Source organism: Protaetiibacter sp. SSC-01, assembly GCF_014483895.1.
GTDB lineage: Bacteria > Actinomycetota > Actinomycetes > Actinomycetales > Microbacteriaceae > Homoserinibacter.
This window is the reverse complement of record NZ_CP059987.1, coordinates 2,728,279-2,741,300: the sequence shown is the minus strand read 5'-3', so window position 1 is coordinate 2,741,300 and position 13,022 is coordinate 2,728,279. Positions and strand designations below refer to the sequence as shown.

Here is a 13,022-nt window from a genome sequence, read left to right as displayed (position 1 = left end):
GTCAGTTCCTTTCTTCGGGTGGTTTCGGGGTGCTCTGGCCGCTGAGCGCTCGGAGCACGGCGGCGTGTTCGGCGGTCGTGCCGGCGTCGCGGGCGTGACGGGCGCCGTCGGGTGTGAATCCGGCGACGACCCAGGCAGGGACTTCCGTTCGGGGGATGCCTGCGTCCCACCACTGCCGTAGGAGCTCGAAGCCGTCGTGGCCGGCCTCAGCGAGGGTTGATGCTTCGGAGGGGGTGAAGCCGATGCTGTGGCACACGGCGGCCTGTGCCGGGTCGAGGCCCGTTCTGGCCCAGGACACGGCCGTTGCGGCATCGCGCCATCCGGCGTCGAGGTAAGCGCGTCCGGTCGCGACAGGAACTCCGGAGCGGAGCAGCGCCCGCATGGTCGCGGACTGTTCGCCGGTCAGCGTGTCCGACTTGCGAGGGCGGTGTCCGAGCAGGATCCGCCACCAGCGTCGGGGGCGCGGTCGCTCTCCGGCGAGGTGCCGTTCTGCGGCCTCGGTGTGGCTGTAGCCGAGTTCGTGCCATTGCACGGCGTCGCGGGGTGTCATCCCGGCGCGCAGCAACGGTTGCACGGTGTAGGGGCTGAGGCCGGCGGTGCGCCAGGCGTACGCGTCGCCCGGAGTGTAGACGCCACTGCCGCGCCAGCGTTCGGCTGAGCCCAGCAGAAATCCGTTGTCGATCCAGCCGCGTGCTTCGGCCACGGTGAAGCCGCGCTCGGTCCAACGGTGGAGGTCTTCGGGCTCGGGATCGGGATGCTCGTCGTAGGCGATGGTCATGGGTGCTCCTTATGCAGTGGCAGGGAGGGCGATGACATGTGCCCATCCAGGTGGCGGTGTCTCGGTGTGGTAGCCGGGGCCCGGTTCGACCAGGCCGACCACGACCGGCACGGGCGGGCGACGGTCCGGCCACGGGGTCTGCCCGTCGGTGAGGACAAGGATCAGATCAGGCCGGGGTCGCAGCGCGAGCGCGGCGCCGATGCCCTCGCGCATATCCGTGCCGCCGCCGCCGAGCAGCTCGATGTCCTCTGCGCGGCGGACGGTCTGGACGGGGTGGGCGTTCAGGTCGCAGCAGATCACGTGCAGCCGCCGGCTCGGTCCACTGGCGCGGGCGATGATCGCCGTCACTTCGGCGAGGAAGCCGGTCAGGATCGCGGGGGTGATGCTGCCGGAGGTGTCGATGACCAGCGCGATCTCCGGTGCGGGAGCGACCATCGCAGGCATCACGATGCTGTCGACGGCCGGCCTCCGGGAGGGACGGCTATAGGAGAAGTCCACCCGGCCTGCCGCCTGCCGCGCTCCGCGGCGCAGCATCGCGCCGAGCTCGGCGCGCCAGTCGACGGCGGGATGCAGCCTCTCGCTAGCCCAGCGTCGCCAGCCGCCGGGAATCGTGGCTCGCGCGGCCGAGCGGGTTTCGATCTCGCGGGCGACCGCCAATTCGAGGATGTCGCGCTCGGTCTCACTGAGCCCGTCGCCACTGGCCGAGTCCTCGTAGTCGTGCGGGATCCCGTCCGCCGCGCTGCCGCAGTCGATCAGCTCGGCGAGCCGCCGCCCACCCTTGCTGTGGGCGGTGTCGAGAACCTCGATGAGCGGCAGGTACTCCTCGGCAAGTCGTCCCTCCGGCAGCCCGAGTGCGTGTGGCGAGATGATCCCGGCCGGTGAGTCGAGTCCTGCCGCTTCGAGGTCGTCGTTGACCTCGGCGTCCGCGGCCTGGTTCCACCGCCGCGCGATCGAGTCCGGCGCGCCCGCCTCGCCGGTGGCATGCGTGCTTGGAGCGTTGGCTGACACCGGGGAGCGGGTCGCGTGATGGCGGACAAGATGCCCGATGTGGTGCAGCAGCCACCAGCCGACCACCGGCGGGGCCGTCGCGAGCGTCGCGCCGGGATCGAGGTGGACGTTCCAGCGGGTGTCGGCCGGGAACGCCCGGAAGTCGTCGTCCGGGACGGACTCGCCGGTCTCTTCGTCCACGTATGGTTCCAGCACGACCGGTCGGAGTGCGAACAGCGCACTTGCGAGGTATGGCGCCTGTGCTGCGGCCCACAGCCGCGCCTCGGCGAAGCGTGCTAGCACTTCGGGTGTGTGATCGGGGTCTGTCGGAGCCGGGCCGGTCATGGCATGAGTCCTGCTGTGCGGAGGATCGGGGCGAGCTCGAGCAGGGCCGTGGGCAGGTTCGCCCCGGCCGGTCGCTGGCCTGCAAGCGCCCTGGCGGAGGTCGCGGCGACGTCCGGCGTGGTCTTGGCAACCCGAGCAATCACGTCCCATGCGCGCTCCCATGCCGACTCGCTCGCATCCGCGTGAACGTGGGCGACGACCGCGCCGAGCAGCGCGTGCAGGTGGTCGGGCCGGTCCGGCAGTGGCGCGTGGGGGTCGTTCAGCACCGACTCAGGGTCCGGCAGGTCGAGCGTGCGCAGCCAGGACAGCGCCTCGAAACCCGCCGCCTCTCCGACCGCACCGATCACCAGCGCGGCGAGCGTCGCCTCGTCGCTGGCGTTCGCAACCCCGGCGGCCAGGCCGCGCGCCGCCATCTCCCAGCTCCGAGGGCTTGGCCAGCTCCGTCCCGCCCGCTCCGGCGAATCCGGCACGGCAAGCACCAGCTCCGGCCGGATACGAAGGAATGCACCGAGCTGCGCCTTCGCTGTCGCGATCTGCCCGGACGTCGGCGCGGCGACAGAGGCGGCATCGGCGACGGCGAAACCGTGAGCGAATCCCTCAGCGACCGCGGCGGCCTCGATCTGCCAGTCCAGATGGACGAGCCGGTTCGCCAGCGGCGCAGACAGCTCCCAGCCGTCCGCGGCGATACCGGGCGGGTTCGCTGCGGCGACGATACGCACGCCCTCCGGGAGCACAAGATCGCCCACAGCGCGTTCCAGGACGACGCGGAGCATCGCGGCCTGCACCGCGGGCGGTGCCGTGGTCAGTTCGTCCAGAAACAGCAACCCGGATCCTGAAACGGACAGCCGTTCCGCCCATCGTGGCGGCGCGAACCAGGTCCCGTCATCGCGGATGACGGGAAGACCGGAGAAGTCGCTCGGTTCGCGGATCGAGCCGACCACCACCTCGATCGGCATTCCCAGCTGCTCAGCAAGCGCCACGACGGCGGAGGTCTTGCCGGTGCCTGGCGCACCCCACAGCAGGACAGGGAGGTTCGCCCTCACCGCCAGTGAGAGCGCCGAACGCACGGTCTCGTTCTTGGTCATGAGGTCCTCCTTCATATGCGCGCGGGCAGCACGAAGCCGCCCGTTTTCGGGTGTGCTGATCTCCGGCGGCTGAGGCTGCTGCTCGCCGCCTACGAATGGGGTCGGCTACCCGCCTATTTCTGGCTGCCGAACAGACCTCTGCCGCCGTACTTCTTGTGGATGGCCTGCTTGGACACGCCCAGCACGGCCGCGATGTCGACCCAGGTCGCTCCCTGGTTGCGGGCACGGCGCACCAGCACCGCCTCCACACGCTCCATCTCCTTGCGAACCTGCACGGTCGCATCCAACCCGACCAGCGGGTCCTCGCTCGCCGTCGCCCGGGCTAGCGCCGTCAACTGCTCCACGTCCATGCGGTCAACCATAATTGACCGCTTGGCCGAAGTCAACCTGGATTGACCGGTGCGCCGGGCGTGGAGGGCTGCGCTCGGCATGGAACGGTATCGACCGGGACGCCGACCCTCCGCAAAGTCGACGTCGAGCGCTTCTCCGAGTACGAGCCGTACTGAGCGTGCGCGGCACGGCGCAGGCGTCCGTGTCGGGCGTTCACGGCTGCTGGTGGGTCTTTCCTGCTGCGGAACTACCCCGACGGCGGAACAGGGGGATGATCACCGCTGCGGCCGCGACGTGCATGAAAGTCAACGAGAGCTTGGTCTCGGTATCCGCTTCGTAGCTGAATGCTGGCAGCGTCGAAATCGCCGCCGCCGTGAGCGCGAGCACCGTCCATACGGTTCGCGCTCGCACGGTGAGAAGTTCGAGCACGACAAGCAGAACCCATCCCGCGACGGCGGCCGCGAGCACGGAACCGATGACGGCCCAGATGGTGACGTCCATGGACGCGTGCTCGTCGCCGAACGAGACGACGAACGCCGCGCCCGCCGCGCCTCCTGCTAGCCAGATGAGCGTGCAGGCCAGTGTCGCGATAACGGCGCCGAGCAGGCGCGGGCGCCAGTTGGCCGTCAACGTCTGGGGCAACTTGGGTCGGCTGCTGGCCCGAGTGGTTTGAATCTCAGAGGGCATGAGGTCTCCTGACTTTGAAAGGCCATGGCGGTGATCGGCACGGTGATGATCACGCTATGTCCCATCTGGGGCACGATCAATACGCGCGTGAACCGCCTTCATGTGTGATCGTCCTTCGAGTGCGAGTTGCCGTATAGACTCAGTTCATGGACATGATGAGCGAGGTGGTCGCGGTCCTCCGGCGAGGTCGACCGCGGTCTCAGCGCGTCACCTGGACGGCACCATGGGGTCAGCGGTTTGCTGCGGTCGAGGGCTCGGCCGGATTCCAGGTGATCCTCCGCGGGACGTGCTGGCTGCTCCGTGATGGTGAGGAACCTGTACGCCTACAGACAGGAGACATCCTGTTCCTCCCCAGCGGGGTCGAGCATGCGCTCGCCGATCGGGTCGATGCCGAGCTGGCTGAGGCGTGCGAACCGGGCCGAGTGACTGGCAACGGCGACGTTGCTATACCGTCGGACCCGGATCATGGGATACCGGGGGAACAAACGGTCACGCTGTGCGGCGCCTACGAACTGGACCTGCGTTTCATCCACCCGTTGCTTGCGCAACTCCCGCCCGTGGTGGTCTTGCGCGCGCCATTCGATCGAGGCGAGCCTCTCAGGGACGCGGTAGAACTACTCGCGATGGAACTCGACCGACCTGGACCGGGCACGGATCACCTGGTCGCCGCACTCCTCGACGTACTGTTCATCCACATCCTCCGGGCGTGCCACGACGAGCGAGTCCTACCGGACAACGCACATTCCTGGATCACCGCAATCCGAGACACAGGAATCCGCTCCGCACTAGACGCCTTCCACGACAACCCAGGGCACCCCTGGACAGTCGCCGAACTCGCTCAGCATGCGGTCATGTCCCGCACCGCCTTCGCGCGTCGATTCCATGAACTGATCGGCGATCCACCCATGACCTACATCACCTGGTGGCGGATGAATCTCGCCGCCGCCCTGCTCACCGACACGGATCAATCCATGCGCGCGATCGCTCAGCGTGTTGGCTACAGCTCGGAGTACGCCTTCGCACACGCCTTCCGCCGGGAACGTGGCATATCGCCAGGGGCAGCACGCCGAGCCGGCAGACGTGGCGGCCTCTCGGACACCGGCAAACTTTCAGGAGAAGGAGACACGGCGTGACAGACCGAAGCGCAAGCCCACTCCCCGAAATCGTCGTGGACGAGTTCGGCGATCGCAATGGGACACCGGTCCTGCTGCTCCATGGAGGTGGAGTCGCCGGGTGGATGTGGCGACCACTGATCGAGCAGATGAGTCCCGGATACCGACTCCTTGTCCCGGACCTGCCAGGGCACGACCGCAGCGCGCACGCAGACTACGAGTCACACGAACGGACCATCGAGGCCCTCGTGGAAGCGCTCGAGCACCGTCAGGTCCGCCCGGTCGCGGTCGTCGGCTTCTCGCTCGGCGCGCAACTCGCTGTGCTCCTCGCCGTCCGCCGCCCTGACCTGGTCTCGCACGTCGGGATCATCAGCGCCCAGGCAGAACCATCGAGATGGCCGAACGCGACCCTCGCACTGCTGCGAACGGCGGCGCCGCTTGCGAAGCGGGAGTGGTTCGCGCGAGCACAGGCGAAGGAACTGTTCATCCCCCCGACACTGTTCCCCGACTACCTTAGAACCACTCAGAACCTTTCGGCACGGACGCTCGTGGCGTCGGTGGGCGAGAACATACGGTTCACCATCCCGCCGACGTGGGCTTCATACGAGGGCAAGGCCCTCGTCGTGGTGGGCGAGCGAGAACGAGCGATCATGGCCCGTTCGGCGCACCACCTCACCCGTTATCGAGCCGATGGCGAGCCTGAAACCATCGCCGAGTGTGGTCACGGAGTTCCGCTCCAGAAGCCACACTGGCTGGCAGACCGACTACAGGCTTGGCTTGCCTGATTGGGTTCACGCACACTGGTTGAGACAGTGCGAAGGCCCCGGCGTCATGCCGGGGCCTTTCTCGTTCCCGTCTACACGTCCTCGCCCCAGCGGTCGCGGGGCAGCACCCACCAGTTCGCGCCGTCGTCGGCGGAGTGCACGACGCGCGACGTCTCCTCGGGGTCGATGAGCGCGAAGCCGACGGCGAGCGACTTCGCCATGCGCTGCACGGGGGCGCCGGGCACGTGGAGGCCCCAGATGGTGCCGGGGGCGTGGGGGTCGGGGCGCACGGGCGTGCCGTCGACGGACGCGGCGGGCGCCGACGGCTGCTCCGGTTCCGGTTCCGGGGCGGGCGCGGCGGCCGCGGCGGCATCCGCGGCGGCCTGGTTGCGGCGCGTGCGCGACAGCACGACCCCTGCCACGATGACGAGCGCGATGAGCAGCACCGCGACGACGAGCGCGACGGGGAGGCCCGATGCGGAGGCGAGTGGCATGTCTCGAGGCTAGACGGATGCGGCACCCGCCCCGTGCGCGTCAGTCGCCCGAGGGATCCTCGACCTCCTCGTCGGGCTTTCCCGGACGCACGACGGCGGTGTCGGCGACGTCGATGCGCGTCGCCCCACCCGTGCCCGTCGAGAGCTCGACGCGCGGGTCGGCGTCCTCGGGGTCCGACTTGGGGGCGCGGGTCAGCTGCTCCTCGCGCTCGTCGGGGTCGGTCAGCTGCTTCGGTTCGCCGTGCTTCGGTTCGGCGTGCTTCGGTTCGTCGGTCACCTCTCCAGCGGTAGTCCCGCATCCGGTGCCCCGTCAACCCCCGTGCCGCCCCGCGCCGCGCCGCATAGCGTCGAGTCGCACGGAGGAGGTGCGCCATGACGTGGAGCCGCCACCACGGCCTCGTGCTCGTGAACGCGGCGCTCTTCGCGATCTTCCTGGTCGGCATGACGCTCACGGGCTGGCAGGTCGCGAACGACGAGGCGATCCAGCACGGGATGGCACCGGAGGGCCTCGGCGCCTACCTCGCCTCGGGCGACTTCTGGGAGGCCGTCTCGGAGAACTGGGAGAGCGAGTTCCTGCAGATGGCGTCGTACGTGGCGCTCACGGTCTTCCTCTTCCAGAAGGGCTCGTCGGAGTCGAAGCCGATCGGCGAGCCGGCCCCGCAGGACGAGGATCCCCGCGACCACAGGAACGACCCGGATGCGCCCTGGCCGGTGCGCCGCGGCGGCTGGGTGCTCGTGCTGTACGAGAACTCGATGCTGATCCTCTTCGCGATCCTGTTCCTCGCCTCGTTCGTCGTGCACGCGATCTCGGGCGCGGGCGCCTACAGCGAGGAGCAGGCCGAGCACGGCCTGCCGGGCGTGACGCCGATCGAGTACCTCGGCACTTCCCAGTTCTGGTTCGAGTCGTTCCAGAACTGGCAGAGCGAGTTCATGGTGGTCGCGGTGCTCGCGGGCACGGCCGTCTACCTGCGTCAGCGCGGCTCGAGCGAGTCGAAGCCGGTCCACGCGCCGCACTCGGAGACGGGGGCGTAGCGGCCGGCGCGAAGCGTTCGCCACTAGGCCTCCGCGAAGAAGTCACCGAGCACGCGCGCGAGCTCCTCGGGGGCCTCCTCGGCCATGTGGTGGCTCGAGTCGATCACGGTGCCGCGCACGTCATCCGCCCATCCCCGCATCAGGGCGACGGGGTCGCCGCCGAGCTCGGCGAGGTCCTGCGACGAGCAGACCGAGAGCACCGGCATCCGCAACCGCGTGCCCGCCGCTCGGTCTGCCTCCTCCTCGTCGCGATCGATCGTCAGGCCGGCACGGTAGTCCTCGAGCATCGCGCGCACGACCTCAGGGTCGCGCGTCGCGGCACGGAACTCGGCGTGGTTCTCCTCGCCCATGACCTCGGGGTCGCCCGCGTACCACGCGTCGGGGTCGGCCAGGATGGCGCGCTCGGGCTTCTCGGGTTGGGCGTAGAAGAACCAGTGCCACCAGCTCGTCGCGAACGCCGCGTCGACGCGACGCAGGTGGTCGCTGATGGGGATGCAGTCGAGCAGCGCGAGCCGCCGCACGCGCTCCGGATGGTCGAGGCCGAGTCGGAAGGCGACGTAGCTGCCGCGATCGTGACCCGCGAGGCAGAACTGCTCGTACCCGAGGCGCCGCGCGACCGCGACGACGTCGCCCGCCATCGCGCGCTTCGACGCGGCGCGGTGGTCGGATGCCGGGCCCGGCCCGCGCGAGCGTCCGTAGCCGCGCAGGTCGGGGCACACGACCGCGAAGCCGCGCTCGACGAGCGCGGGGGCGACGCGATGCCACGTCGCCGACGTGCGCGGGTGACCGTGCAGCAGCACGACGGGCTCCGCATCCGCCTCCCGGCCCGGATGATGGCGCACGAGGATGCGCGCCTCGCCCGTGTCGATGGTCGTCTCGCGGAACCCCGTGAACATCCGCTCGCCGCCTCGGCGCTCGCCCGCCTCGGCGCTCGCCCGCCTCGGCGCTCGCCCGCCTCGGCCCCCTACGGCTGCAGCACGACCTTGACGCAGCCGTCCTGCTTGTCGCGGAAGGTCGCGTAGAGGTCGGATGCGTCCTCGAGCGTGCCGCGGTGCGTCACGAGGTCCTCGGTGCCGAGCGGGTCGGCGGGGTCCTCGACGAGCGGCAGCAGCTGCTCGCGCCAGTGGTGCACGTTGCACTGGCCCATGCGCAGCGTGAGCTGCTTGTCGAACATCGTCATCATGGGCATGGGGTCGGCGACGCCGCCGTAGACGCCCGAGAGCGAGACGGTGCCGCCGCGGCGCACGGAGTCGATCGCGAGCATGAGGGCCGCGAGCCGGTCCACCCCGACCGTCTTGGCGAGCTTCTGCGCGATGGGGTCGGGCAGAAGGCCCGTCGCGAACTGCGCGAAGCCCGCCACGGGGTTGCCGTGCGCCTCGAGGCCGACGGCGTCGACCACGGCATCCGGTCCGCGGCCGCCTGTGCGCTGCCGCAGCCAGGCCGCGGCGGCGTCGTCGAGGTCGGCCGTCTCGATGCCGTGGCGCTCGGCCATCGCGCGGCGCTCCGGCACGGGGTCGACCGCGTAGACCTCGTAGCCGAGGTGGCGCGCGATGCGGCTCGCGAACTGGCCGACGGGTCCGAGACCCAGGATGCCGATCGAGCCGCCCTCGGGCACGCCCGCATACTGCACGCCCTGCCACGCGGTCGGCAGGATGTCGCTCAGGAAGAGGTAGCGGTCGTCGGGCAGCTCGCTTCCGACCTTGAGGGCGTTGTAGTCGGCGCGGATGACGCGCAGCCGCTCGGCCTGCCCGCCCGGCACCGAGCCGTAGAGCTGGCTGTAGCCGTAGAGCGTCGCGCCCGTGCCCTGGTCGCGGCCCTGCGTCGTCTCACACTGGGTCTGCAGCCCGCGCCGGCACATGAAGCACTCGCCGCACGCGATCACGAACGGGATGACGACGCGGTCGCCGGGCGCGAGGCCCGTGACGGCGCTGCCGACCTCCTCGACGATGCCCATCGTCTCGTGGCCGAGCACGTCGCCCTTGTCCATGAACGGGCCGAGCACGCTCAACAGGTGCAGGTCCGATCCGCAGATCGCGGTCGAGGTGACGCGGATGACGGCGTCGGTCGGTTCTATGATGCGCGCGTCGTCGACGTCCGCTGCTCCGACGCTCTCGGTTCCCTGCCAGGTGATCGCTCTCATGCACCCGGTCTACGTGCCGCATCCGGATGCGCCCATCCCCTTGACGGGGTGGGGAGCGTCGGCTACCGGAGCGCGGACGGCTCGCGCCGGTACCCCTCCCGCAGCAGCACGCGCCCGCCCGTCTCGATGCGCGCGAGGTCCTCCCACGGCACGAGGAACGACCCGCGGTGCATCCAGCGCAGCAGCCGGGCGAGCAGCACGGGCCGCGTCACCCCGATGCGCTCGTAGCCGAGGTACGACGTCGCCGCCCGCGGGCTCACGATGAGGCCGACGGCCCGCGCGCGCGACGGGTCGGTCGCGCCCTCGAGCCGGAACCGCACGTCGACGACGCGTCCGACGGCCTCGCCCGCGGCATCCCGCACCTCGTGCCCCAGCAGGTCACTCAGGATCATGGCGGCCTCCCGGGATCCTGCCGATGACGTGCTCGCGCACCCAGCGCTCGGGCCACGTGAGCTCGAGCTCGTCGGCGCGCACGTCGAGGTGGATGGCCGTGCCCAGCTCGCGGATCGCGCCCCACGGGATGCGGTGCCACCGGCTCGAGGGCGGCCTCCCGCCGAAGATGCGCGTGCCGAGCACGGCGCCCGAGAGCAGGTTCTCGACCTCGGGCGGCTCGACGCCCGCGAGGTCGGTGTCGAGCGGCACGTCGCCGAGCTCGAGGTCGTCGATGGCCGTGACGGGCACGCCGTCGACGTCGAGCACCTGGCGGTCGAGGATGTGCAGCTGGGCGTCGAGCACGCGCCCGGCACGCACGGACGGATGCTTCATGCGCCTGCCCCCGTGATGATCATGAGCGGGATCGCCGCGACGGCCGCGACGACGATGATGACGAGGTACACGAGGGCGAACGCGTTGACCGCGGGGCTGTTGACTTCCCGCCCCATGTAGTCGGGGTCGTTCGAGATCACGAGGATCGGGATGTAGGTGAGCGGCAGCGCGACGGCCGAGAACACGACCGAGTACTCGGTGACCGCGACGGGGTCGACGCCCGTCAGCAGGATGCCGAGCGCGAGCAGCAGGCCCACGATCATCACGAGGTGGAAGCGCGCGGCCTTCGCGGGCCGCCGGAACTTGCCCCACGACCATCCGAAGTACTGCGCGATCGTGTAGCCGCTCGAGAGCGTCGTCTCGAGCGCCGCCCCGAAGAAGGCGGCGAGCATCCCGACGATGAGGAAGCAGAACGCGAGCGTTCCGCCCGCCTGCACGACGGGCAGAACGACCTGTGAGAGCGAGGTGACGGCGATCGCCTGCGGCAGCAGCACGGTCGCCGCGGATGCCGCGATCGCGAGCGAGAGCAGCCCGCCGAGCGGGAACCCGACGAGCACGTTGATGCGCGCCTGGCCCAGGTCGCGCCGGGTCCAGCCCTCCTCGATCGCGCCCGAGGAGAAGAAGAACACCTCGTAGGGCGTCATCGCGGCGCCGAACAGCGCGACCGCGTAGTACCAGTAGCTCGCGGGGTTCTCGGATGCCGGCACGCTCGGCGCGATCGCCTGGCGTCCCAGCTCGCCCCAGTCGGGCCCGAGCATGACGACGGCGACGGCGAAGACGATGAGGCTCAGCCCGAGCAGGCCTGCGGCGTTCTCGAGCTGCGAGAACTTGGCGCGCCACACGACGATCCACACGGCGAATGCCGCGAGCGGCATCCACAGCATCGGCCCGATGCCCGTCACGAGCTGCAGCACGAGGGCGATGCCGCCGATCTCGGCCGCCATCGTCATGAGGTTGATGAAGAAGCTCGCGCCGAGGTTCGCGAGCCCGGCACGGGGCCCGAGGCGCTCGCGGATGATCTCGAACGTCGCGCGACCGCTGACGGCGGCGACGCGCCCCGACATGTTGGCGAAGAGGCAGATGCCGACGACGCCGACGAGCACGACCCACGCGAGCGACATGCCGAAGCGCGAGCCGACGACGGCGTTCGTCACGAGGTCGCCGATGTCGACGAACCCGCCGATCGCGGTGAGCACGCCGAGGGCGACGGCGAAGAGCTTCTTCACGGGCTCACCGCCTCGAGGGCGTCGCGCGCCCGCTCGAGCCGCTCGCCCCATCCGTCGAGCGCGTCGCCGCGTGCGAGGGCGGCGCGAGCGCCCGTCACGGCGTCGAGCGCCTCGCGCAGAGCCTCCTCGACGGCGTCGCGGCGGTCGGCGGTCTCCGCGTCGGAGGGCGTGAGCTCGAGCACGGTGCGCGAGGCGTCGGTGAGCTCGGTGATCGCGTCGGCGAAGACCGTGTCGGCGGTCGGCGTGAGGAGCCGCCCGGCGTCGTGCTGCTCGGCCGCGATCGCCGACGATCCGGTCGCCGCGACGCCCGAGTCGGCCGCGTCTCGCAGGGTGTCGTCGAGCTGCGCGCACGCCGCGAGCACGGCGGCGAGGGCGAGCGCCGCCGCGACGGCGGACATCCGATGGACGGCCACGCCTCCACCATGCCCCGAACCGGGCGGATCCGCCCTCCCCTTGACGCGGATGCCGCGGGGTGGCTAACCGCGCTTCGGCCGCGCACGCCACACGACGACGACGCACACCGCGACGAGGAACAGGGCGAAGAGCACCGAGCCGACGGCGGGGTCGAGCAGGCGCGCGATCCAGGCGCCGAAGGGCGTCACGCAGACCGCCGCGGCCCCGAGGGCGAGGCCCGAACGCAGGTCGACCTCGAAGTGCTTGCGGTGGGTCAGGATGCCGACGATCGTCGTCGGGATCATCATGAGCAGCGAGGTGCCGCGCGCCACGAGGTCGCCCGCGCCGACGAGCAGCTCGAGCCCCGGCACGGCGACGACGCCGCCGCCCACGCCGACGAGGCCGGAGAGCAGTCCGGCGACGAGGCCGATGCCGATGAGCGCCGCGGCGGAGGCCCACGTGATGACGACCTCGCCGTCGCGCGAGGCAGGCACGAGCAGCAGGCCGGCGATCACGAGCGCGACGAAGCCGACGAAGATCCACGGCAGCACGCGCTGCGGCAGGCGGTGCAGCAGACGCACCCCGAGCGGCGAGCCGATGACGCTGCCGACCGCGAGCAGCGCGGCAGCGAGCACGTCGAGCTGGCCGCTGATGGCGTAGCTCGTCGCGCCCGCGGCCGAGATCGGCACGAGGGCCACGAGCGAGGTGGCGGATGCGCGCTTCTGCGCGACGCCGAGCGCCACGAGCGCGGGCACGATGACGACCCCGCCGCCGACGCCGAAGAGGCCCGAGGCGAGGCCCGTGAACGCTCCGATGCCGAGGAGGGCCCAGAGCGACGGTCGGGCCGCGTGGTCGGACGTCATCCGTCCATTCTCCCGGATGGC

General features: G+C 70.6%; 17 protein-coding genes. 3 read left to right on the top strand and 14 right to left on the bottom strand.

Features of this window, described 5'->3' with window-relative positions:
• Position 1: 1 nt before the first annotated feature.
• The 5 genes from H4J02_RS12985 to H4J02_RS12965 all read right to left on the bottom strand — a co-directional run bounded on the left by H4J02_RS12985 (position 2) and on the right by H4J02_RS12965 (position 4,155).
• Complete coding sequence (locus tag H4J02_RS12985) at positions 2-778, bottom strand: hypothetical protein (RefSeq protein ID WP_187674964.1); 777 nt, start codon at positions 776-778, stop codon at positions 2-4.
• A 9-nt stretch (positions 779-787) separates the two neighbouring features.
• On the bottom strand, positions 788-2,110 hold the full coding sequence (locus tag H4J02_RS12980) for a DUF2201 family putative metallopeptidase (protein ID WP_187674963.1): 1,323 nt from the start codon (positions 2,108-2,110) through the stop codon (positions 788-790).
• A complete protein-coding gene (locus tag H4J02_RS12975; protein ID WP_187674962.1) occupies positions 2,107-3,195 on the bottom strand; it encodes an AAA family ATPase in 1,089 nt (362 codons plus the stop codon). The genes H4J02_RS12980 and H4J02_RS12975 overlap by 4 nt, the downstream gene beginning before the upstream one ends.
• Positions 3,196-3,308: 113 nt before the next feature.
• Complete coding sequence (locus H4J02_RS12970) at positions 3,309-3,545, bottom strand: hypothetical protein (protein WP_024842381.1); 237 nt, start codon at positions 3,543-3,545, stop codon at positions 3,309-3,311.
• 193 nt (positions 3,546-3,738) lie between these two features.
• Positions 3,739-4,155 (bottom strand): DUF6069 family protein, encoded by a 417-nt coding sequence (locus tag H4J02_RS12965; protein ID WP_187674961.1) that lies wholly within the window; start codon positions 4,153-4,155, stop codon positions 3,739-3,741.
• 203 nt (positions 4,156-4,358) lie between these two features.
• Here H4J02_RS12965 and H4J02_RS12960 point away from each other — a divergent pair, with 203 nt between their 5' ends.
• Both H4J02_RS12960 and H4J02_RS12955 read left to right on the top strand, forming a co-directional pair.
• Complete coding sequence (locus H4J02_RS12960; protein WP_187674960.1) at positions 4,359-5,345, top strand: AraC family transcriptional regulator; 987 nt, start codon at positions 4,359-4,361, stop codon at positions 5,343-5,345.
• Complete coding sequence (locus H4J02_RS12955; protein WP_262406125.1) at positions 5,342-6,109, top strand: alpha/beta fold hydrolase; 768 nt, start codon at positions 5,342-5,344, stop codon at positions 6,107-6,109. Before H4J02_RS12960 ends, H4J02_RS12955 begins: the two co-directional genes overlap by 4 nt.
• A 71-nt stretch (positions 6,110-6,180) precedes the next feature.
• Here H4J02_RS12955 and H4J02_RS12950 read toward each other — a convergent pair whose 3' ends face one another.
• Positions 6,181-6,582, bottom strand: a complete 402-nt coding sequence (locus tag H4J02_RS12950; RefSeq protein WP_187674959.1) for a pilus assembly protein TadG-related protein — start codon at positions 6,580-6,582, stop codon at positions 6,181-6,183.
• Positions 6,583-6,622: 40 nt separating this feature from the next.
• On the bottom strand, positions 6,623-6,859 hold the full coding sequence (locus H4J02_RS12945) for a hypothetical protein (RefSeq protein ID WP_187674958.1): 237 nt from the start codon (positions 6,857-6,859) through the stop codon (positions 6,623-6,625).
• A gap of 95 nt (positions 6,860-6,954) precedes the next feature.
• Here H4J02_RS12945 and H4J02_RS12940 point away from each other — a divergent pair, with 95 nt between their 5' ends.
• Entirely contained in the window at positions 6,955-7,614 is a 660-nt protein-coding gene (locus H4J02_RS12940) for a DUF6766 family protein (protein WP_187674957.1), read from the top strand.
• Between the two features lie 23 nt (positions 7,615-7,637).
• Here H4J02_RS12940 and H4J02_RS12935 read toward each other — a convergent pair whose 3' ends face one another.
• The 7 genes from H4J02_RS12935 to H4J02_RS12905 all read right to left on the bottom strand — a co-directional run bounded on the left by H4J02_RS12935 (position 7,638) and on the right by H4J02_RS12905 (position 13,001).
• Entirely contained in the window at positions 7,638-8,510 is an 873-nt protein-coding gene (locus tag H4J02_RS12935; RefSeq protein WP_187674956.1) for an alpha/beta fold hydrolase, read from the bottom strand.
• Between the two features lie 68 nt (positions 8,511-8,578).
• Complete coding sequence (locus tag H4J02_RS12930; RefSeq protein ID WP_187674955.1) at positions 8,579-9,754, bottom strand: alcohol dehydrogenase catalytic domain-containing protein; 1,176 nt, start codon at positions 9,752-9,754, stop codon at positions 8,579-8,581.
• Between the two features lie 62 nt (positions 9,755-9,816).
• Complete coding sequence (locus H4J02_RS12925) at positions 9,817-10,146, bottom strand: PRC-barrel domain-containing protein (RefSeq protein ID WP_187674954.1); 330 nt, start codon at positions 10,144-10,146, stop codon at positions 9,817-9,819.
• Positions 10,133-10,504, bottom strand: coding sequence for a hypothetical protein (locus tag H4J02_RS12920; RefSeq protein WP_262406124.1), 372 nt, complete (start codon positions 10,502-10,504; stop codon positions 10,133-10,135). Before H4J02_RS12920 ends, H4J02_RS12925 begins: the two co-directional genes overlap by 14 nt.
• Positions 10,505-10,515: 11 nt before the next feature.
• Positions 10,516-11,745, bottom strand: a complete 1,230-nt coding sequence (locus tag H4J02_RS12915) for an Nramp family divalent metal transporter (protein WP_187674952.1) — start codon at positions 11,743-11,745, stop codon at positions 10,516-10,518.
• The gene (locus H4J02_RS12910) at positions 11,742-12,158 is read right to left on the bottom strand and encodes a hypothetical protein (protein ID WP_187674951.1); all 417 of its coding nucleotides are present in this window, start codon (positions 12,156-12,158) and stop codon (positions 11,742-11,744) included. Before H4J02_RS12910 ends, H4J02_RS12915 begins: the two co-directional genes overlap by 4 nt.
• A 63-nt stretch (positions 12,159-12,221) precedes the next feature.
• Positions 12,222-13,001 (bottom strand): sulfite exporter TauE/SafE family protein, encoded by a 780-nt coding sequence (locus H4J02_RS12905; protein ID WP_187674950.1) that lies wholly within the window; start codon positions 12,999-13,001, stop codon positions 12,222-12,224.
• Between the last annotated feature and the right edge of the window lie 21 nt (positions 13,002-13,022).